We start from the raw sequence: 20,439 nt of genomic DNA, 5'->3' as shown, positions 1-20,439 counted from the left end.
AGGGCTAATTCATTGGAGGAAACGGATGGCAACTGCGGATCATCTTCAGGATTTCAGGATTGCTACCTATCCCTGCCGCGTCCATTGCGGCCAGGACGCCTTGGCGAAGCTGCCAGCCGAGGTAGCCAGGCAGGGTGCGAAACGCGTCTTCGTCATCAGTGGCCGGTCGGTTGCGACCAAAACAGATCTCATTGACCGTATCCGGAACTTGCTTGGCGATACCTTCGCCGGAAATTTTGACAGGATGGGCAAGGACTCGCCAATCGAAGACGTCCTTGCTGCAGCCGATGAGGCTCGTGCGGCAAATGCGGAGCTGCTGATAGCGGTGGGTGCCGGAAGCGTCATTCAAGCCGTGCGCGTAGTTGCGATTGCACTGGCGGAGAAAGAGCCGCTCGTTGAGCTCGCCACCAAGTATCCTGAGGACGGATCGCCTGCGATCAGCCCGAAGCTGATGGCGCGCAAGCTGCCGATCATCAACGTCGTGACCGTGGGCACGTCAGCGCAGAATCGGGCTGGTTCTCCGCTCAAGTCGTCCGAGTACGGACGTCGGCTGGAATATTTCGATCCTAAAACGCGCCCCGTTGCGCTGTTCTGGGATCACGACGCACTGCGCACAGCCCCACGCTCCATGGTCAGGGCCAGTGCCGCCGCCATCTACTGGCGCGCGGTCATGCATCTGGGCTTCACCAAAGTAACCCGGCTGACCGAGCTCAACCGCCGTCAGGTCTACGAGATCATGGACAACGTGATTCGATCGCTGGACGAAGAAGACGATATCGGCGCGCGCGTTGACCTCTGCATCGCAACCTTCCTCCAGAACCGCGAGGTTGACGACGGATCGTTCCGAGCTGCGCACTGGGTGATGCGCTTCAACTATGCGTTCTCAGCAGGCATCTTCAATCTGCACGAACATGTATCGCAGGCAGAGGGCAACAGTGTGCTCGTGGGAACGGCCTTGCGGCGTCTCGGATATCGCGATCCTCAGGAGATTGCTAACATGGCTCGTATTCTGGGGGTCTGGACGGACAAGGATCCGATCGAGGAAGCGCCGTTCAGGGCGGCCGACTATCTCGAGAAGGTCTTTGCAGATCTTGGGTTGCCGACCCGCGTTGGTCAGCTTGGCCTCCCGAAGTCGAGTGTCGACGGCATCATGGCTAACGCCTTGAACAACTTCAATTCCGATCCCAAGCAGGAATTCAAGAAGGAGCCTGAGCTGCTGCGCGAGATCCTGCTCGAAGCCTGGTAAGACAAGGGCCATTTCATCAAATCTGCACGGAAACGAAAAGGGGCTACCAGATACTGGCAGCTCCTTTTTTTCTAACGAGAAAGGTTCTGATGAATTACTGCGCCGCCAGGTCATGTCAGAGGCGGGCCCCAGCTAAAGTTGCAGTTAGGCAGTCCGTGCAACACGGAACGCAGAGATCGTTCCGTGGCCTGCCCTGGCGCCGGGCCAATCGGCCGCGCTGCGCCATCAGTTCATGAATTTAGTGTCACCCTTGACAGACAATAAGTCATGGGAGCTTGAGACAAGTACGACATAATATCTCTTTTCACGGGTGCGGGCGGCAGGGGCGAAAAGGCCAACTCCGTTTTGGCTCGTACAGAAAAAATTCGATGCCCTATGTCACTTTTTGACAGTTCCTGTCTGGAAAGCGATTGTGGGCGTTTTTTGCCGACTACACAGTCTTTAGTGGTTGGTTGAGGTAATTCGGGAGGTGCTATTGTCGGAACAACGAGTTTTTGAGGCCGTCGCCGAGGCTTTCTATGCCGAGGGCGTGCGCACGGTTTTCAGCCTGACCGGCGATGGAAACATGCATTGGGAGGCCGCACTCGCAGCTTATCCCGACGTGAAAAGCGTACACGCCCGTCACGAACATTGCGCTGTTGCGATGGCAACGGCTTATGCTCTCTCCACTGGCAAGGTCGGAGTAGCTTCCGTTACATGCGGGCCCGGCCTGACGCAGATCATGACAGCACTCACCACAGCGGCGACCGCTCGCGTGCCAATGGTAATCTTTGCTGGTGAAGACCCCATCAACGCTCCTTGGTACAACCAGCGCATTGATCAGGTGCCGCTCGTTCTCGGCACCGGCGCACTTTATGTCACGGGCCGCAGCGTTGCTCTTGCACGCCACTCGGTTCAGCAGGCCTTTGCTCTGGCGTACGAGCGTCGCCTGCCGGTCGTGCTCGGAATTCCTCTCGATCTGCAGCAGCACGTTGCTCCTGCCGGGCAGTACGTTCCATCGCAACAGGTTCTGCCGACGCCTCGCCCGCGCCAGCCCCATCCGGATGAAATTGCCAGCGCCGTTACCCAGATCAAGGCTGCCAAGCGCATCATCCTGGTTGGAGGCCGCGGCGCCCAGTCGCCAGACGCCCGTAGCGCTGCGGCTCGCTTCGCAGAACTCGCCAACGCTGGTCTTTCTGCAACCCTGCCGGTCCGTGGTCTCTATAATGGGAACAAGAGATATCTGGGCATCTGCGGCGGCTATATTCATGATGCGGCCCGCGAGGCGTTTGGTGAGGCCGATCTGGTAATCGCTGTAGGTGCAAGCCTTACCCGCTTTACCAGCGACATGAACAACCTGTTCGCACCGAGCAAGGTACTCGCAATCAATACCAATCCGGCCATTCAGCAGGGTCAGATTCCCGCCAGCAGTTTTGTCGTTGCCGACTCCGCCTTGGCCCTCAACGCGATCTGCGATGCGCTGGAGAAAGAGGGCGTCACCACCGACGCGTCGTGGGATGTCGAGGGTTACGCTGCGCGTGTGCATAGCGAACCGGTTGATGCAAAAACCGAGTTCGACATTGCCAGCGGCTTCGATCCTCGCGAAGTAATGGCCGTGATCGACAGGCACGTTCCGAAGGACTGGACGCACGTCAGTTCGTCGGGGCATTGCGCCTATTTCGCCGCCCATCTTTATGGCCGTGACTCCGACGATTTCCTGGCAATCCGTGAATTCGGCGCGATCGGCAACGGCCTGTCCTATGCCATTGGCCGCTGGGCCGCGCAGCCTGACAAGCCACTCATGCTGACGGATGGTGACGGCGGGTTCCTGATGCATATGCAGGAGCTGGAAACCGTCGTTCGTCTCGGCGCGAAGATGCTCATCGTCATTCTGAATGACGGTGCATACGGTTCTGAGATCCACAAGCTTCGTGCAGATGGTCTGCCTGACTCGGGCGCTGTCTTCGGACAGGGTAATCTGGCCGGAATCGCGCGGGGCTTCGGGCTCATCGGCCACACCATCACAGATCTCGACCAAATTCCGGAACTGCTCGCCGAATTTGAGGCGTCGGACCGCACAGCCGTCTGGGATATCCCGATCTCCCAGGAAGTCGTCGCCCCGACAATGCGAAATGCGATCCGCCGCAAGGCCGGAACGAGCAAGTAGGCTGCGGGCGCGGGAAGTCGGGACCGTTAGTCACGACGCCGCGCTCGAGCTTCCTGAATAATAAACGCAATATCATCATGACCTGGAGGAGAAGATGATAACCCCCCTTAAGAAGCTTTTCACTGTCGCAGCTCTTGCGCTCTTGAGCGCCAGCGGCGCAACAGCGCAAAACTATCCCAACGGAACCGTTACGGTTGTAGTGCCTTACAGCCCCGGCTCGGCTGTCGATCCTGTCGGTCGGTTCATTGCGACGGAGCTGCAGGAATTGTGGGGCTCGACTGTAGTGGTCGACAACAAGCCTGGCGCAGGTTCGACGATCGGCACGGCGTATGTAGCAGGCGCACCAGCCGACGGTTCTGTCCTGCTGGTAACGAGCGCGGCCTTTGCGACGGCTCCGGCGATCTACAAGGAGCTGCCATACGACCCGCAAGCATTGCTTCCGGTGGCGTTTGCGTCCCAGGCATCGTTCGTTCTGACCGGTGGCGCCAACGTCAAGGCGAACACGATGGCGGAGCTGATCGAAGAGGCAAAGGAGCGGAAACTGTTCCTCGCTACGGCAGGTCTCGGAAGCTCCACGCACTTCGCTGGCGAGCTGATCACTGCTGCAGCAGGCATTGAGGCCGAGCCGGTTCACTACAAGGGCGGAACCGAGTCTCTTGTAGACCTCATGGCCGGTCGTGCGGACATTTATGTCGGCACCACGGTCGGTATCGGTAGCAACATTGCGGCTGGTCAGGTGAAGGGCTTCGCCGTGTTGGGTGACCGTCGCGCTGACAGCATCCCGGATGTTCCGACCACCGCTGAACTTGGCATTGAAGGTGCCAACGTAGCCTTCTGGCTGGGCGTCTTCGCACCGAAGGGTCTGCCGGATGACATCGCCCAGAAGATCAACGCCGATGTGACCAAGATCCTGTCGAGTGAAAAGGCGAAGGAATTCCTGCGCAAGACCGACTCCGTGCACCTGCCGATGTCTCCGGCAGAGTTCAAGGAAATGGTGGATTCCGAGGTGGCCCTTTGGAAGAAGCTGGCGGACGAGCGCGGCATTGAGGCTCAATAGCTGATCAAGCTTTAGCTGGATTCAGGTATTAGACACGAAAAACCCGCCCACAAGGCGGGTTTTTCTATGTGCTGATGGCGCGGTGCTTCTGAAAGCAAAGAAGAAGGCCGCCTGTGATTGCCAGCGGCCTTCGTTGACTTGAACCTGTCCGGGATAGAATTAGTGCTGATTACTCAGGTGGATAAGGGAGTCGACGCCGAACCCACCCTTCGGTAGCGCGATGAACGGATTGATCTCAGCGCTCTCAACTTCGTCGGCATGGGTCGCGATGAACTGAGACATCTGGACGATTGCGCGTGCAATGGCGTCAAGGTCCGCTTTTTCCTGTCCGCGAGCACCGTCGAGGATCGAGAAGGTCTTGATGGAGCGGATCATCTGGATTGCATCATCATGGGTGACCGGCGCCGTGCGCAGGACGGTGTCCTTCAGCACTTCCGTATAGATGCCGCCAAGGCCGAACATCACGATCGGTCCAAACGTCGGATCGATGTGGCCGCCGATGATCGTCTGGGTGCCGCCGCTGACCATCTGCGCGACGGTCACACCGCGGATCTCGGCATCGGGGACCGCCTTTGCAGCATTGCCGGTGACGCGGGCAAAGGCCTCGCGGACAGCCTCTTCATCGGCCAGCCCCAGGGCAACGCCCCCAACTTCAGACTTATGCGCGATCTGCGCCGACAGAACCTTGAGCACGACCGGAAAGCCGATTTCCTTGGCCGCGGCAACTGCCTCGTCCGCCGTCGCCGCAACGATCTCGCGGGCAAACTCGATCCCTGCTGAACTCAGTATTTCCTTCGACTGCGCCTCATCGGGGTTATGGGAAAGCTGAAGCGGAGCACATTCCATGACCGAAGCTGCCGGGGTTGGGTTCCGCAGGCTATGGGAGATGGAGGAGGCAGCAGCCAGCGCCTTGATCGCCTGGGTGGGATCCTCGAAGATCAGGTAGCCGAGCTGTTCGAGCTCAGCGCGCGTTTCCGGGATGGTCTGCACGCAAAGTGCAAGCTGAACATCGGCGAAGTCTTCGCGGAGCTTCTTCAGCGGCTCGCGGAGAACCTGCACGTCGTGCGGGTTGCGACCGGCATTGGCCATGAAAAGCACGACGGAACCGTAGGATCTGTCGCGCAGGATGCGCTCGACCGTGCGGGCGAGCATGGTCCGGTCGCTCACCGTCTGCGCGGTCGTGTCGATGGGGTTCAGGCCAACGGCGAGGGGAAGTTCCTGCTGGATCGTTGCGAGCGTTTCTGCGGAGATCGGCGGCATTGAAAGCCCATGCTCAACCGCCGCGTCTGTCAGCATGACACCGAAACCGCCGGAGACGCTGATCACGCAGACCGTATTGTCCTTGGGCAAACGACCGAGCGAGCAGGCGTAGATCGCCTCCACCATCTCGAACAGCGTTTCGCAGGGAAGAGCGCCGGTCTCGCGAAGGGCAGTGTCGAACACTTTCGCAGAGCCCGCCAGTGCGCCCGTGTGCGAGGCAGCGGCAGTCTGACCGGCGTCGGTCTTGCCGGCCTTGAAGACAACCACCGGCGTTTTCGTTTCCCTTGCGACACGCAGGGCGCGCAGCAGGGCAGGGCCGTTCCTGCAGCCTTCGAGATAGAGCGCGATGACTTCAGTTTCAGGATCGTGCGCCATCCACTCGATGCATTCGGCGACATCGATGTCAGCTTCGTTGCCGGTGGCGACGAACTTGGAGATTGCCATTCCCCGGTTGATGAGCAGGTTCTGCAGATAGGATCCAACGGCACCGCTTTGGCTCACCAGACCGATACGGCCGGCTTCCGGCGTGCCGCGATCCATGGCTGTGGCGAAGGTCGAGAACGTGCGGTCTGCCGTGTTGAACGCGCCGATGGAGTTCGGTCCAAGCAACCGCGCGCCGCTCTTGCGCACGAGTTCCACGATACGCCGCTGCGCCTCGGCACCTTCCTCGCCAGCTTCAGCGAAACCGCCGGTGAACATGACGATGGCGCTTGCCTTGGCCGCGCAGGCATCGGCAACCGCCTTCTCCGCCATGCTGGCCGGAACCGCGATGATCGCCTGATCGATGCCGCCCGGGATGCTTTCTGCCGATGGCCAGGCCTGCAGGCCCTGGATTTCGCTACGGGTGGGGTTCACGGGGTAAAGAGTCGCTGTTGTTTTCGCCTCCAGCATGTAGCGGATGGGGCGCCCGCCAATCTTGCGTGGGTCATCCGACGCGCCGATGACGGCGATGGTACGAGGACGGAAGAGAGCGTCGAGGCCGCTGGAACCGGTGGTAGTGGTCATTTAGTTCGTGTCTCCCGTGCGAGCGGACTGTGCGGAAAGGGCTGTCCAGTAGCGGCGCTGTTCGGTGCTGTTGCCAAGGTAGCCGAGCAGGCTGAGGCAGCGCTTGATGTGCAGGCTGAGTTCGTTCTCGTCCGTGATGCCCATCGCACCAAAAAGCTGGATGCTTTCGCGCATGACAAGCTGCGTGGTGTCGTTGAGGCGGGCACGCAGGCGGGCTGCGCGCTGGCCGAATTCGACCGGGTCTGTGATCAGATCGGCGCAGCCGAGCGTGGTCGTTAGGACGGACCGGGTCAGCCTCTGATGGACAAACATATTCGAAGCGCGATGTTGCAACGCCTGGAAAGAGCCGATCACCTTGCCGAACTGCTTGCGCGTGTTCAGGTGCTCCAGAACGAGCTTCATCATGCGGTCGATATGGCCCATGAGTTCTGCGGCAACGAGAATCGTTCCCTCATCGAGCGTCCGGCGCAAGGCGCGCGTGGCGTCGCTACCGCGCGCGATCACAGTGGAGGGTGCTGAAGTGAGAGCGAGTTCGCTGATCGGCGTGCCGTCAGCCCGGGTTCCAAAGGACAGTGAAACGCCGTCGCTCGAAGCATCGACAAGCACAAGAACGTCTCGCCCATCTTCGCGAGCGGAAACGACGAAGTGGCTTGCCTGTGCGGCAGATGCGACCCAGCGCTTCGTGCCGCTTACCGTACCGTTACGGTATTCGGTTGCGGGCAAGGGGGAGGCAAAATCGTGCGCGTTCTCCTGCCATGCCAGAACAGGCGTGGCGCTTCCTTCAACGACCTGTGCGAGCAGTCCATCGGACTCCTGCGCATGGACGAGCGCTCGGGCGCCGAGGAACAGGCCGGTCAGCGGATCGGAGGAGTAACAGCCGGAAAGGCCTTCGGCTATGATGCCTGTGGCTGAGACGCCAAGGCCCAGTCCGCCATGGTCTTCCGGGACGCTGACAGCAAGCCAGCCGAGTTCCGCCATGGTTGCAACATCGGCCGCAAGGGCACCCGGTACGTCGCCGCGCGACGCGCGGATGAGTGCGCCGTCGGCATGGCGCTCGCAATGCTTGGCAACGGTTTCGCGCAGCATTTCTGCTGTCTGAGGATCAACAATCGTCATTTGGGTCACTCCGACTTCGCCAGTCCCAGAACAGAGCGCGCCAGGATATTGAGATGGACTTCGTTGGTGCCCGCAAAGATGGTAGGGGCACGGCTCTCGTAATAGGGCGCGAGCAGGTCATCTTCGCCACTGGTGCTGAGCGTCGACCGGGACCCCGTTACCTCGAGCAGCATCTCCGAGAGGTTCTGGAAGATGCTCGTCGACCAGATCTTGAGAGCCGAAATTTCGACGCCGACCTTGCCGTCCGTGCGCACCAGATCGGCGAATTGCGTGTACATGTCCTGCGCATCGAGCGCGTCGAAGCTCGCCTTGGCGAAGCGGTCGGCCCACAGGGGATCATCGAGAAGACCCTGAGTTTCCAGCTCTCGGCGTAGCTGCCGCAGCACCTTCATTGCACGACGAGGCGAACCGGCCCAGATACGCTCGAAGCCGAGCAGCGAGCGCGCAACCTTCCAGCCCTGATTGACCTCACCCAGAATGCAGCTCTGCGGCACGACGACATTGTCGAAGAACACTTCGCAGAAGTCGGGATGGCCGCCCAGATTGGCGATCGGGCGCACCGTGATGCCCGGCAGGCTCATGTCGATCAGCATGAAGCTTATGCCTTCCTGCTTCTTGCCGGAGCGGTCGGTCCTGATCAGGCCGAACATGTGCGTCGCGACATGTGCGGAGGTCGTCCAGATCTTCTGGCCATTGATGATGACGTTCTCACCGTCCAGGCGTCCGTCGCACTGGAGGCTTGCAAGATCGGAGCCTGCGGACGGCTCGGAATAGCCCTGACACCAGATGTGCTCACCGGCGTGCATCCTGGGCAGGTAGTAGGCCTTCTGCTCTTCCGTGCCCCAGGCGATGATCGCAGGGCCGAGGTTACGGACACCGGCATCGTGGAGCCACGGGGTGCCCATGGCCTCCATCTCCTCGATGAAGATGAGGTGGCGGCTGGGATTGAGCCCCATCCCGCCATATTCAACCGGCCAGCCGGGCGCGATGAAGTTGCGGCGATGAAGCGCCTTGTACCAAGGCATCGTCACTTCCGGAGGAAACCGGTACGGGTGATAGCGCAGTTCGGCAGGACATTCGTTTTCGATGCACTCGCGGATAGTGGCGCGAAATTCCGCTTCAGGTATTTCGTTCCAGTCTGGCGCGCTATTTGTCATGTTATGTTCTACCTGATTGGTGGTATTGGCTGTGGCGCGTAAATGACCGCCTGTCAGTCTTCCGGGCCGGCTTCTGTCATTGCCCAGTCCGGTGCCTGATGATCGGGGCCAAGCAGGGCGCGTCCGGCATCGAGGACGGTCACGTCACGAGCCTCGACACGGGCCCTGAAGGAAACACGATCCCCCTGATCCCAGAACTGGAACCGCACGGTCTCGCCCGGGAAAACCGGCCGGGAGAAGCGGCATTCCACCGACCGGATCAGGTTCGGATCACCCTTGGCAATCGTCAGCAGAAGCGCGCGCGCAGCCAGTCCGTAGGTGCACAGACCGTGCAGGATCGGGCGATCAAATCCCGCGCGCGCAGCATAGGCAGGGCTTGCATGCAGCGGATTGCGATCGATGTTCAGACGGTAGATCAGCGCCTGTTCAGGACGCGTGACGATATCGATCTCGAAATCTGGAGCGGTGGCAGAGCAGGGCTGGTTGGGCTCGGCAGCGCGTCCGAGGTTCCGGCCGAACCCGCCGTCCGCCCGCGCGAATGACGAATGGAGGACGGAGACAACAGGCTCCCGCGTGGTCTGGTCGAACATGGTGCGGGCCGCGTGGATGATTGCACCCTTCTCGCCCTTGTCCTCGACACCATAGACGCTGGCATGCGCGAAGAGTTCGGCTTCCGGCGCAAGCGGCTGATGAACGAAGATGCGCTGTTCGCCATGGACAACCTTCTGGCGCGTGACGCCGAAGGCAGGGTCTGAGGTCCACACACCGGGATGGCAGAGGATCGCCGCGAAGGTTGGAACCGCCTTCAGATCTTCCTCGAAGACAAAAGGCAGTTCCAGAGGGCTGAGCGGATCTTGGCCGAAGCCGATGGAAACCGCATAGAGCATCGTGTCCTTGTCGGTGTAGCGTTGGCGGAGCAGGGGGAACCTCCAGCTCTCAAACGCCTCCAGATTCAGTGCCATGGTGCTTCGGTCCTCAGATTGGATCCCAGCTCAGCACGTCTTTCGTGCGTTCTGCTGGCGTGAAGGCCGAAGCCCAGGCATTGGGCAGGGTGGCGGCAAGCTTCTCAACCGTCCAGCCATCGTCGCGATGCAGCGTGCGGATCGGGCGCGGCTGATTATAGAGATAGACTTCGTTGCCGCGGGCACCAAAAATCTGGCCGGTGATCGATGAAGCGGCATCCGAGCAGAGGTACACTGCCAGCGGAGCGATCTGGTCGCCGCGCGTCTTCGTGCGGCGCTTTTCCATTTCACGCTCCTGCTCCTCAGGTGTTCTGCCCGGAACAGCCTCGATCATGCGGCTGAAGGCATGGGGGGCAATGCAGTTGGAGCGCACGTTGAAACGAGCCATGTCGAAGGAGATACCGCGGCTGAGGCCGACAATACCCATCTTGGCTGCCGCATAGTTCGCCTGTCCGAAGGAACCGATCAGCCCCGCCGTGGACGTCATGAAGACAAGCGCGCCGTTTTCCTGCTTGCGGAAATGCGGTGCACACGCGTGCGCCACGTTGAACGCGCCGAAGAGGTGGACACGCAGGACCGCCTCGAAATCGTCCGGCGTCATGCGGTGGAAGATGGTATCGCGCAGGATGCCTGCACTGTGGATCGCGCCATCGATACGCCCGAAGGCCGCAATTGCATCGGCGATGATCTCCTGTGCGGACTCCGCCTCGGCGATGGAGTCGCCGCTGGCGATCGCCTCGCCGCCTTCGCTGCGGATCAGGTCCACGACTTCCTGTGCGCGGGTCGTATCGTTCCCTTCACCTGTCAGCGACGCACCGATGTCGTTGACAATGACCTTTGCACCATTGCGGGCGGCACAGAGCGCGATGTCGCGGCCAACCCCGCCTCCTGCGCCCGTCACCAGAATAACCTTGTCCTGCAATTGCTTCATGGCGATGCCTAACCTTCTATTATGGATGTGATGGGCACATCAGAGCGCAGCGGATGTTCCCAGAATCAGCGTGGACTGTCCGGCGAGAACGCCACCGTTGCCGTGGGCAATTGCCGTGTCAGCCTTGGCAACCTGTCGATCACCGCACTCGCCGCGCAGCTGCCGGGTCGCCTCAACCATGGTGAACAGACCGAACATGCCGGGGTGGCAGTAGGACAATCCACCACCGGAGGTGTTCACCGGCAGACGCCCCCCGGGGGCGATGCCGCCGTCCTGTACGAACCGGCCGCCTTCGCCCTTCGGGCAGAAACCCAGATCCTCAAGGAACAGCAGGGTTGTGATGGTGAATGCGTCATAGACCTGCGCGACGTCGATATCGTTCGGATTAAGGCGCGCCACGGCATAAGCCTGCGCTCCAGAGCGTGCAGCGCCCGTGCTGGTGAGGTCCGCCATCTGCGTGATCGAATGGTGTTCCTGCGCTTCGCCTGCACCAAGTAGCCAGACTGGCGGTTTGGCAAGTTCACGGGCGCGGTCGGCCCTGACCATGACAACGGCAGCGCCGCCGTCCGTCACCAGGCAGCAATCCTTCGCGCCAAGGGGGGAGGAGATCATGGGCGCGTTCAACACATCTTCCCGCGTCAGCGGGCGGCGGTCAAACGCGACCGGGTTGAGCTGCGCCCAGCTGCGGGCTGCAAGAGCGATGTCGGCGAGATCTTCACGGGTGGTTTTGTAGAGATGCATGTGGCGTGCGGCTGCCAGAGCATAGCCAGTTACAGGCAGGCGCGGACGTGCGGCGGAGTCGTATTCGTTCTGGTCGCGCTGGGGCACGAAGGTGCCGCGCGCGCTTCGCTGGGTTGAGCCGTAAGCGATAACCGCGACATTGCAGAGCCCGGCTTCCAGCGCGAGTGCTGCGTGGGCGGCAAGGCTCTGGAACGACGCGCCGCCGAGATAGCTGGAATCGGTGTAAGTGGGCTTTACGCCGAGATATTCGCAGAGGGAGATCGTCGGCATGCGAAGCTGAGACGCTGCCGAAAATACGCCATCGACGTCCGAAAGGCTGAGGCCGCAATCATCCAGCGCGCGCTGAATGGCCTGCCCCATGAGGTCAAGTGGCGTCAGGCCAGGCGCAACAACGCCAAGATCACTTTCCGCGACGCCGACAATGGCGACGGATCCTCGCTGTGGAAGCTGTCTCATTCTGCATTCTCCCAACGGAATGTTGCCGTAGGCGCTGCACCTTCGGCCGTCGGCTGACCGATCCTGACCACCACGCGCCGGCCAATTTCGTCCGGTGTGCCGGCGGCACCCTCCACAATTGCCATCATACGGAAACCTTCATCGAGATCGATGAGGGCGACTGCATGGGGGTCAGCCTTCGGGTTATGGACGAGGGAGATGGAGTAGATCGACCCGCGCCCGGAACTGACGCGCCATTCAAGCGGCGCTTTTCCGCCAAACGGGCAGAGCACACGCGGGTAAAAAACGGCCCGATCTGCATCAGGACTGTATTGATAGGCCAGAACGCCTTCACGCAGATAATCCTGCCAGCGTTGCAGCGGGGAGATCTCGATGCGGGTCATGCCTTCCCTTCAACAATTGATGCCGGCGCTATGGCCACCATTCCACATGACCAGTTTTTTAGGGTTTGCCGCTGCGTTGCATCAACCTGTCAAACGTCAATCATGCCAAACATTTCGTTATGCTCTTGCAACGGTAATAACCTTCCGCAACCGTCCTCTTCGAGGATAGAACCGACACTCGCTCAGCTAAGTAAAACGGTGAATTTGGAATGATCGCAGTCCAGTTTGACCATCTGCATGTCAAATCCCAGGCGTGTGAAGTCTCGGCCAGGTTTTATACCAATGCCTTCGGTGCCAGTATCGTGTCTACCGCGCAGGTAAACGGCAACACGCGTATTGTCCTGAACCTCGGTGGAGTTCGGCTGTTCATTGAAGATGCGGCTGCTGACGCCTCCAGTGCGCCGGGCGCTCCGGCTAAGGGGCTTGAGCATATCGGACTGCAAGTCCCTGATCTGGATGCGGCGGTCGCCCATCTCGAGGCTAACGGAATCGAGCTGGCTGTTGGCCCCCGGAGTTCGGCACGACCGGGTATCCGGGTGGCATTTCTCTACGGACCGGATGGCGAGTACATCGAGCTCATCGAGCGGCGATGACTCGGTAAGCTTTGATCAGGGGGCCGACACAGAGTTGCTGGCGTTGAAGGCAATTCTGGAGCCGTTTGACTCAACCAGCGGCGATACGGCTTGGACAAGCTGGAAGATGGCTGCAGGCCCAAGAGCTTCCATAACCCCTTTGGTACCTGGTGCGTTTCTGAGCCTTTCGATTCCATTTCAATGGGTTGTTTTTTTGCTAAAAATACGTTATTTGATCCACTAAAAGGGTCTAATAATGCGCGTGACGCTTCAAACCCATTTTGATGGCGCCTGGCATGACGCCGCGACACTGGAAATCGAGGACGACGCTGCCGGCTTCCAGGGCGTGTCCATCGTCGATTATAATCTCGATTATTTCGTCACCGTGGCATCGGCTGAGTTTTCTGCTGGAAGACCGGACCGTGATCATCGCGCCTTGTCCGTCAATTTCCCCATCGATCTCGAAAATCGCTACAGCCGCAGTTGGCCGCCTTTCCTGTTGGATCTCATGCCGCAGGGACATGCGAGGCGGAAGCTTGCGGAGCATCTCAGCCTTGCCGAAAGCTCGCGCGCCTCGGATCTCCCTCTGCTCCTGCGATCGGCAACGGGCGGCATAGGCAACATCCGCATCAAGGAAGCCGCTGAGGCGGAAATTGAACGCCTGCGCGGCGTTGAGCGTCAAGGGGTGACGGAAGCGGAAATTCTCGAGCGGTCGGATCGTTTCCTGGAAGTCGCCGATCGTTTTGGAATGCTCGCCTCCGGCTCAAGCGGCCTGCAGGGCGAGTGGCCGAAGGTCTCGATGACCCAGGCAGATGACGGCCTCTATTATCCCGACACCTTGGTGACCGATGATGAAGCCGTACGCCACGTCATCGTCAAGTTGGTCCGCAGCAACGACCCGGTGGATAGCCTGATCCTCCAGGGAGAAGCCCTGTATTCGCGGATCGCTCAAGAGATCGGCCTCGATGTCAGCGAACCTCCCACCTACGCCGAAGGCGTTCTGATCATCCCGCGGTTTGACCGGAAGAAGAAAGAAGGCGGCGGAACCATCAGGTTGGGTCAAGAAAGCCTTGTGTCTGCAATCGGCGTTGCCAATTTCGGCCATGTCGGCACGCATGAAGCCTATATCGATGTTCTCCGCCAATATTCTGCCGATCCGTTCTCGGACATCGTCGAATACCTGAAGCGCGACATAGCAAACCTCGCGCTTGGCAATCCCGACAATCATGGCCGGAACGCTGCCCTCAGCAAACACCAGGACGGCACAATCCGCCTGTCTCCGCTCTTTGATTTCGCACCAATGCGGCTCGCCAAGGAGGGAATTATTCGGTCCACCCGCTGGGCCATGATGCGTGACAGAGGTCGTGATCATCTTCCGGATTGGTTGCGGATTTGCACCGAACTGATGCCCGACCCCGCTGAAAAAAGAGACCTTGCGGCTATGCTGTCTGCATTTGCAGAAAATCTGCGCCAGGGTCCGGCGATCGCCAGAGATATGGCTGCAGCCCCGGAAATTCTCGAGCGTGCAATGGGGCGCTGCATTGAGATAGCAGACAGCGTTCTGGCGGAGTGCCACTGATGACGAAGGACCGCTAGATGGCGCGATGGAAGAAACCAACGAAAGAGGAGGTTCTGGAAAATCGGCGAGCGCTCGCAGCACGTGCTCGAACGGGGGACTTGCGGCTGCCCGATGCTGTGGCGGAAATCCGCAAAGGCATCGGCATGACGCAGGAGGAGTTCGCAAAGATGCTGTCGCTTACCAGGCGACAAGTTGCGGAAATTGAGACCGGCACTGCAAACCCAACGCTCGAAACATTGGAAAAGATAGGCAGATTATTCGGATTCCGCGTTGGTTTTGTGCCCAAATAGCTCTGCGTAACGCAGACAACACAGACAACAGTACAAGCCGGATCCGCGGCGGCTGACGAGCAGAAACGCGACAAACCTTCCAGTGCGTTACGTTGATTTGCGAGGCCCACTAAAACGGACAGAACAGTGTCGTGGGGGTGCTTCGTCGGTTACCGTTGGGCCGCAGCCTGTTGGTTCGTGGCGGGAACGGACGCGGTCCAGATGGTCAGGAGGGCAGGGCTTTCGGGCGCTGATCGTTATTCGCTAGTCGGAAAGCTTCTCCAGAAGTTCGTCCCACTGGTCCAGAAGTGCGTCCTTGGCTCGAAGGCCGCCCGAAACCCTTTCGCGCTGTTCATCCTGGGCGAGCCGAGCAAAGACCAGGGTCCTCTTACCGCGCTGAGCCCACCCCACAAACCATCCCCAGCCTTTCGCGCGATCAAAAGAGCCATCTGCCAAGCGTGGATAGGCTGACCCGGTTTTCCCGGAAACAACCCAACCGCCTGGCGTTTGCGACCTCTCAACGATGCTCAAGGTCATTTTGATCGCCTCTGGTCGCACCGGCAGCTTACCGGTCAGGAGGTTGCGCAGGAACGCCACCTGCTCCACGGGCGCGATTTTGAGCGAGGAACTGATCCAGGCCCGCTCAAGGGCGTTGTTCTTGCCCGGATCGCCTGTGAAGTCCGCATTGCCATAGCCGAAAGCTTGCGCGTAATTCTGCAACTGCGTCACGCCCAGGTTGGCCGCAATCTGTTGGGAAAACCAGACCACGGAGTATTTCATCCATCGCTGCGGAGTGGTCTGCTGTCTCCAGTTCTCGCCGCCCCAATCGGCATACCCTCGGCGGAAGGGCAGGGAAGGGGTGTTGGGGTCTATCAGAAAACCGGAGTCATAGCCCATCACGCTGAGAGCGATCTTGAATGTCGAAGCGGGCGTGACACGGGTCCGACAGTCACCCTCCTCGGTCAGGACGTCACCCGTGACGGCATCAGCTATGACCGTGCAGAGCGTCTTTGCCTGGGCTGTCCGAAACCCAAAAAGGGACAAGGCGAGGGCGGCAGCGAAAGCGGAGAGTTTCACGGGCAGTCTCCGAAGATCAGGATTTCTTGTCCACGAGCCTTGCCGTCCAGCTCCTTCAATTCGGTTAATGCGCGCAAAGCGACGTGGATTCCCAGAATGTGTCGAATGCGAGCGTCGGCTCAAAGCAGCTCAAGTGTTCCTGCTTACTCATCAATTCAGCGCCAATAACGCAACGTCTCCTCGCCATCGCTGAGCAAGAAGGTTGGCCGCCCGCCAGGCTCGCAGACCGGAGCGACAGGCGATCACAACGCGCCCCCCGGTATCGGGTAACGGGCCGGTTGAACCATAGTCAGGCATGCGCAGGGCATCAGGGGTGGCGAGCGTCGGGGCCTCTTCGCTTGGGCGCAGGTCGACCACCAGATCGCCCGGACGCACGTCTCTCAGGGATATGAAGCAGGGGCCTGGTTCTTCGGGAGCCTTGTCGAAACGGAACTGTGAAAAGCGCATCGCGGAATCCATTCGGATCAGCAGGCCGAGCGGCGATGGATCGATGCCCAGCAGAACGCCGAGCGCCATGCGCGCCTGAAGACAGCCGAGCATCCCGACAATTGGGCCAAGCACACCGGCGGTGGCGCAGGTTGCTCCGGCATCGGTGGGATCGGGGAAGATCGCGCGCAGGCTTGGCGCGCCGCCGCAATAGCCACCCACATAGCCCTCAAGAGCGAGAGCGGACGCCGAAATCAGCGGCTTGCGCGTGGCGAAACACGTGTCGGAAAGCGTATAGCTCACCGCATAGCTGTCTGCGCAATCCAGCACGATATCAGCTCCGGCGACCAGAGAAGGCGCATTGGTCGGCGTGAGCCATTCCATCACTGGTGTGACTTCAACTGTACTGTTCAACCGCTGCATCGCCTGCTGCGCTGCCCGAGCCTTCGGCTGACCGGCCTGGCTTTCTGTGTATAGGGGCTGGCGGTGCAGGTTCGACACCTCGATCACATCCGGATCGACCAGGGTGATGTGGCCGACGCCGGCCCCCACGAGATATTGCAGAACAGGCACGCCAAGAGCACCGGCGCCTATGACCAGCACCCTTGCTGCCTGCAATCGCTCCTGTCCTGAACCACCCACTTCCGGCAGGATCGTCTGTCGAGCATAGCGGTTCATGGTGCGACCTCCAGCCATTCGCGTACTCGTGCTTCGGGATTGGGGTTAAGGGTGATGTCGGTGACCGCAGATGCTACGTCTGCGCCCGCGGCAAAGGCTTGCTCTGCGCGTTCCGGCGTCAAGCCGCCGATCGCCACGAGCGGAATATCCCCGATCAGACGCTTCCATTCGGTGACCCGGTCCAGTCTCTGCTGCTCCCATTTCATTTTTTTCAGGATGGTAGGCCAGACAGGACCGAGCGCGATGTAGTCAGGATCATGGGAAAGCGCCCGACCAAGCTCGGGATGGTCGTGCGTCGAGATACCAAGTCGTATCCCCGCCCGGCGGATGGCGGGAATATCGGCCGTGTCCAGATCCTCCTGCCCGAGGTGGATGAAGTCACATCCGAGCTCTATGGCGAGCTGCCAATAGTCATTGACAATCAACTGAGCTCCGTGGGCCGCGCAAAGATCGCGCGAGCGTTTCAAGAGGTCGCGCAGCTTGTCGGCAGGCGTATCCTTGATGCGTATCTGAACCAGCTTGATGCCCTCCGGCAGCAGCCGCTCGAGCCAGTCCGGATGGTCGAAGATGGCGTAGAATTTCGGGAGCGTCATTGGAGAACTGCCATGCCGATGAGGGGGGTTGAAGGGGCGGCCATGTCGCGCCGTTCGATGGGACCCGCTCCATGCGCAAGCCGCCCGGCCTCGATCGCCAAGGCCATTGCGCGCGCCATGGCGACAGGGTCACCAGCCTTTGCGACGGCGGTGTTCAGGAGCACCGCATCATACCCAAGCTCCATCGCCTGTGCAGCGTGCGAAGGCAGGCCGATGCCTGCGTCAACCACGAGAGGCACATCGGGAAAATGTGCCCGCAATGAACGCAGCCCGTAAGGGTTGTTCAAGCCCCGGCCGGAACCGATCGGCGCCCCCCAGGGCATCAGCACCTCACAGCCAGCATCCAGCAGGCGCCCACAGATGGACAGATCTTCTGTGCAATAGGGGAAGACCTGAAAGCCATCGTCGGAGAGGATCCGTGCCGCCTCGATCAGCGCTACCACATCCGGTTGGAGGGTGTCGTGATCCCGGATTACTTCCAGCTTGATCCATGGCGTATCAAAGACTTCCCGCGCCATGTGGGCTGTCGTGACAGCCTCCTTGACCGAATGGCAACCGGCAGTGTTGGGCAGCATGATCACGCCGAGATCGCGGACAAGGGCGTGGAAGCTCTGGCCATCCCCACGCTCGCGACGCAGCGACACCGTGGCGATACCCGCGCCGGAGGCCTGGAAGGCTTCCGCCATGATCTTGGGCGATGGATATTGCGCCGTGCCCAGCATCAGGGCGCTGTCGATCTGTTTCCCGTAGAAGATGGGCATTCCTAACCTCCCTGCATGGCGGACAGGACTTCCAATGTGTCTCCCGCCGCAAGTCTTGTTTCGCGCCGCAGGGCTGCAGGCAGGAATCCGCCATTCAGCGCAGTGGCGACGCGGGCTTTCTCCAGTCCGATTTCTGCAAGCACATCAGCCACCGTCGTGCCGCTTATCTCACGCTGTTCGCCATTCAGGATTATGTTCATCCATCAACTCCGGTATTTCGCCTGTGGTGATATGATCGGCGGCCATCCGCGCCACGGCGGGGGCAAGAAGATAGCCGTGACGATAGAGACCGTTTGCGAAAAGCGTTCCGCCTCGACGTCGCAGGCGGGGCAGGTTGTCGGGAAAGGCGGGCCGGGCATCTGCGCCCAGCTCAAGGATCTCGGCCTCGGCAAAGGCTGGGTGCAGAGCATAGGCGGCCGAGAGCAGTTCGATTGCCGCCCTCGCCGTGACCCGCGTTTTCGCCCCCGATTCCAGCATCGTGGCCCCCAACATGTAGACGCCATCGCCACGCGGGACCACGTAGAGCGGAATTCTTGGATGTAGCAGGCGGATGGTCCGGTTGAGCCGCACTTCCGGACAGCGGACCACCAGCATCTCGCCGCGAACGCCGCGCAGGTCCGGCAATGCGTCGCGCGCTGCAAGCCCGCGTGCGTCGACGATCAGGCCTGGTGTCACTTCGGAAGGAGCTTCTCTGCGGATTGAGATGCACTTCTCGTGAAGCTTCGCCGCTAATGCCTGCAAGGCCTGACGGGGCGTGAGATGGGCTTCATCTCGATAGAACAGTCCGCGATGGAACCGCTGTTCCAGTTCAGGCTCAAGCTCTGCGATGGCACAGCCATCCAGCTGCTCGTGGTTGCGCGTCAGGCGGGCAAAACGGTCGAGTTCCGCGTGATCGCGCGCCAAGGCAAGTACGAGCGTGCCGGTGTGATGGACCTCCGCACCCATGTGCTCCCACCATTCAGCCGCCTCGATACCCAAACGGATAACGGTATCCTCGGCACTCTCCGCCTCGCAGAAGGGCGCGAGCATTCCGCCCGCCCACCAGCTGCATCCGTGCGGGCCAGGCCCGCCTTCCGGATCATGTATGGAGCAGGTGACCCCGCGTTGGGTGAGTTCAGCGGCAATGGAAAGACCCATGATGCCGGCGCCAAGGATGGTGACCGACCCCTTCATGGATTACTCCACATGGCATGGAAATGATGCACCGGCCCATGCCCAGAGCCGATGCTGAGAGTGTCGGCCGCCAGAATGGCATTGTGAAGCCAGGCATGCGCCGCGCGCGTCGCCTCCAGCACGGTTAGCCCTTCGGCAAGCCCGGCAGCGATAGCCGACGAGAGTGAGCAGCCGGTACCGTGGGTATTCTTCGTGTGGATGCGGGGTGCGGAAAATGCGGCCTCACCCTCGCCCAGCAAGAGGTCCGTGCAAGTTTCCCCGTGTGCATGGCCACCCTTCATCAAGACATTTGCGGGACCAAGATCGAGCAGTGCGCGACCCTGTTGCAGGACCTCGGCATCACTGTCAGCAGGCTCGCATTCGAGAAGCGCACCTGCCTCCGGCAGATTGGGCGTGAGAAGGGTCGTCAGCGGCAGCAATTGCTCCCACAGCGCGGCAATAGCTTCATGGGGGAGGAGCACATCCCCCGACTTGGCGACCATTACCGGATCCAGCACCACGGGCACCGGACGTTCCGCCAAATGGCGACGCAACCTCGACGCTACCGTCACGATTGCATCTACGCCGCCCACCATTCCGATCTTGACGGCGGCGACGTTCAGATCACTGAAAACCGCGTCGATCTGCGCGGCAATCATGGCCGGAGAGACCGGCTCGATAGCCTCGACCCCTCGTGTGTTCTGCGCCGTGATCGCGGTGATTACTGATGCCCCGTAAACGCCAAGTGCCGAGAAGCTCTTGAGATCGGCCTGTATACCGGCTCCCCCGCTACTGTCAGAACCCGCAATCGTTAGTGCGATAGCTCGCACGGCTCCCTCCCACGCTCGATAAGGTCATGCATGGGGAAGGGG

Annotated in this window: 20 protein-coding genes; 6 read left to right on the top strand and 14 right to left on the bottom strand. The window is 60.6% G+C overall.

Annotation, left to right across the window (positions count from 1 at the left end):
- The first annotated feature begins 25 nt into the window (after window positions 1-25).
- The 3 genes from IEX27_RS10870 (at window position 26) to IEX27_RS10860 (ending at window position 4,449) form a co-directional block, all read left to right on the top strand.
- Entirely contained in the window at window positions 26-1,246 is a 1,221-nt protein-coding gene (locus IEX27_RS10870; protein WP_188721081.1) for an iron-containing alcohol dehydrogenase, read from the top strand.
- A gap of 475 nt (window positions 1,247-1,721) precedes the next feature.
- A complete protein-coding gene (locus IEX27_RS10865) occupies window positions 1,722-3,392 on the top strand; it encodes a thiamine pyrophosphate-binding protein (RefSeq protein WP_244630324.1) in 1,671 nt (556 codons plus the stop codon).
- Between the two features lie 94 nt (window positions 3,393-3,486).
- Window positions 3,487-4,449 (top strand): Bug family tripartite tricarboxylate transporter substrate binding protein, encoded by a 963-nt coding sequence (locus IEX27_RS10860; RefSeq protein WP_188721080.1) that lies wholly within the window; start codon window positions 3,487-3,489, stop codon window positions 4,447-4,449.
- Between the two features lie 159 nt (window positions 4,450-4,608).
- On the opposite strand, the gene IEX27_RS10855 is transcribed toward IEX27_RS10860, so the two are convergent.
- The 7 genes from IEX27_RS10855 to IEX27_RS10825 are packed head-to-tail and all read right to left on the bottom strand — an operon-like array spanning window position 4,609 to window position 12,460.
- Window positions 4,609-6,714 carry an acetate--CoA ligase family protein gene (locus tag IEX27_RS10855; RefSeq protein ID WP_188721079.1) on the bottom strand — a complete coding sequence of 702 codons (2,106 nt, stop codon included), beginning with the start codon at window positions 6,712-6,714 and terminating at the stop codon, window positions 4,609-4,611.
- Window positions 6,715-7,830, bottom strand: a complete 1,116-nt coding sequence (locus IEX27_RS10850; RefSeq protein ID WP_188721078.1) for an acyl-CoA dehydrogenase family protein — start codon at window positions 7,828-7,830, stop codon at window positions 6,715-6,717.
- A gap of 5 nt (window positions 7,831-7,835) precedes the next feature.
- Window positions 7,836-8,987 (bottom strand): acyl-CoA dehydrogenase family protein, encoded by a 1,152-nt coding sequence (locus tag IEX27_RS10845; RefSeq protein ID WP_188721077.1) that lies wholly within the window; start codon window positions 8,985-8,987, stop codon window positions 7,836-7,838.
- A gap of 53 nt (window positions 8,988-9,040) precedes the next feature.
- Window positions 9,041-9,949 carry a MaoC/PaaZ C-terminal domain-containing protein gene (locus IEX27_RS10840; RefSeq protein WP_188721076.1) on the bottom strand — a complete coding sequence of 303 codons (909 nt, stop codon included), beginning with the start codon at window positions 9,947-9,949 and terminating at the stop codon, window positions 9,041-9,043.
- 13 nt (window positions 9,950-9,962) lie between these two features.
- Window positions 9,963-10,880 (bottom strand): SDR family NAD(P)-dependent oxidoreductase, encoded by a 918-nt coding sequence (locus IEX27_RS10835; protein ID WP_210315524.1) that lies wholly within the window; start codon window positions 10,878-10,880, stop codon window positions 9,963-9,965.
- Between the two features lie 39 nt (window positions 10,881-10,919).
- Window positions 10,920-12,077 carry an acetyl-CoA acetyltransferase gene (locus IEX27_RS10830; protein WP_188721075.1) on the bottom strand — a complete coding sequence of 386 codons (1,158 nt, stop codon included), beginning with the start codon at window positions 12,075-12,077 and terminating at the stop codon, window positions 10,920-10,922.
- Window positions 12,074-12,460, bottom strand: coding sequence for a Zn-ribbon domain-containing OB-fold protein (locus IEX27_RS10825; RefSeq protein WP_188721074.1), 387 nt, complete (start codon window positions 12,458-12,460; stop codon window positions 12,074-12,076). Before IEX27_RS10825 ends, IEX27_RS10830 begins: the two co-directional genes overlap by 4 nt.
- A 209-nt stretch (window positions 12,461-12,669) precedes the next feature.
- Here IEX27_RS10825 and IEX27_RS10820 point away from each other — a divergent pair, with 209 nt between their 5' ends.
- From IEX27_RS10820 to IEX27_RS10810, 3 genes are all read left to right on the top strand, one after another.
- The gene (locus IEX27_RS10820; RefSeq protein ID WP_188721073.1) at window positions 12,670-13,053 is read left to right on the top strand and encodes a VOC family protein; all 384 of its coding nucleotides are present in this window, start codon (window positions 12,670-12,672) and stop codon (window positions 13,051-13,053) included.
- A 235-nt stretch (window positions 13,054-13,288) separates the two neighbouring features.
- Window positions 13,289-14,611: a type II toxin-antitoxin system HipA family toxin gene (locus tag IEX27_RS10815; protein WP_188721072.1), complete on the top strand. Its 1,323-nt coding sequence runs from the start codon at window positions 13,289-13,291 to the stop codon at window positions 14,609-14,611.
- Between the two features lie 17 nt (window positions 14,612-14,628).
- Window positions 14,629-14,901: a helix-turn-helix transcriptional regulator gene (locus IEX27_RS10810; RefSeq protein ID WP_188721071.1), complete on the top strand. Its 273-nt coding sequence runs from the start codon at window positions 14,629-14,631 to the stop codon at window positions 14,899-14,901.
- A 243-nt stretch (window positions 14,902-15,144) separates the two neighbouring features.
- Here IEX27_RS10810 and blaOXA read toward each other — a convergent pair whose 3' ends face one another.
- The 7 genes from blaOXA to thiD form a co-directional block, all read right to left on the bottom strand.
- The gene (gene blaOXA / locus IEX27_RS10805; protein ID WP_244630323.1) at window positions 15,145-15,957 is read right to left on the bottom strand and encodes a class D beta-lactamase; all 813 of its coding nucleotides are present in this window, start codon (window positions 15,955-15,957) and stop codon (window positions 15,145-15,147) included.
- 150 nt (window positions 15,958-16,107) lie between these two features.
- Window positions 16,108-17,061: a HesA/MoeB/ThiF family protein gene (locus IEX27_RS10800; RefSeq protein WP_188721070.1), complete on the bottom strand. Its 954-nt coding sequence runs from the start codon at window positions 17,059-17,061 to the stop codon at window positions 16,108-16,110.
- Entirely contained in the window at window positions 17,058-17,654 is a 597-nt protein-coding gene (locus IEX27_RS10795) for a thiamine phosphate synthase (protein ID WP_188721069.1), read from the bottom strand. The genes IEX27_RS10800 and IEX27_RS10795 overlap by 4 nt, the downstream gene beginning before the upstream one ends.
- Window positions 17,651-18,415, bottom strand: a complete 765-nt coding sequence (locus IEX27_RS10790) for a thiazole synthase (RefSeq protein WP_188721068.1) — start codon at window positions 18,413-18,415, stop codon at window positions 17,651-17,653. Before IEX27_RS10790 ends, IEX27_RS10795 begins: the two co-directional genes overlap by 4 nt.
- A 2-nt stretch (window positions 18,416-18,417) precedes the next feature.
- Window positions 18,418-18,615 (bottom strand): sulfur carrier protein ThiS, encoded by a 198-nt coding sequence (thiS, locus tag IEX27_RS10785; protein ID WP_188721067.1) that lies wholly within the window; start codon window positions 18,613-18,615, stop codon window positions 18,418-18,420.
- Window positions 18,584-19,588: a glycine oxidase ThiO gene (gene thiO / locus IEX27_RS10780; RefSeq protein ID WP_188721066.1), complete on the bottom strand. Its 1,005-nt coding sequence runs from the start codon at window positions 19,586-19,588 to the stop codon at window positions 18,584-18,586. The genes thiS and thiO overlap by 32 nt, the downstream gene beginning before the upstream one ends.
- The gene (gene thiD, locus IEX27_RS10775; protein WP_188721065.1) at window positions 19,585-20,397 is read right to left on the bottom strand and encodes a bifunctional hydroxymethylpyrimidine kinase/phosphomethylpyrimidine kinase; all 813 of its coding nucleotides are present in this window, start codon (window positions 20,395-20,397) and stop codon (window positions 19,585-19,587) included. The genes thiO and thiD overlap by 4 nt, the downstream gene beginning before the upstream one ends.
- Window positions 20,398-20,439: the final 42 nt, after the last annotated feature.

The organism is Nitratireductor aestuarii, from assembly GCF_014641695.1.
GTDB lineage: Bacteria > Pseudomonadota > Alphaproteobacteria > Rhizobiales > Rhizobiaceae > Chelativorans > Chelativorans aestuarii.
This window is presented reverse-complemented; position numbering and strand designations above follow the sequence as displayed.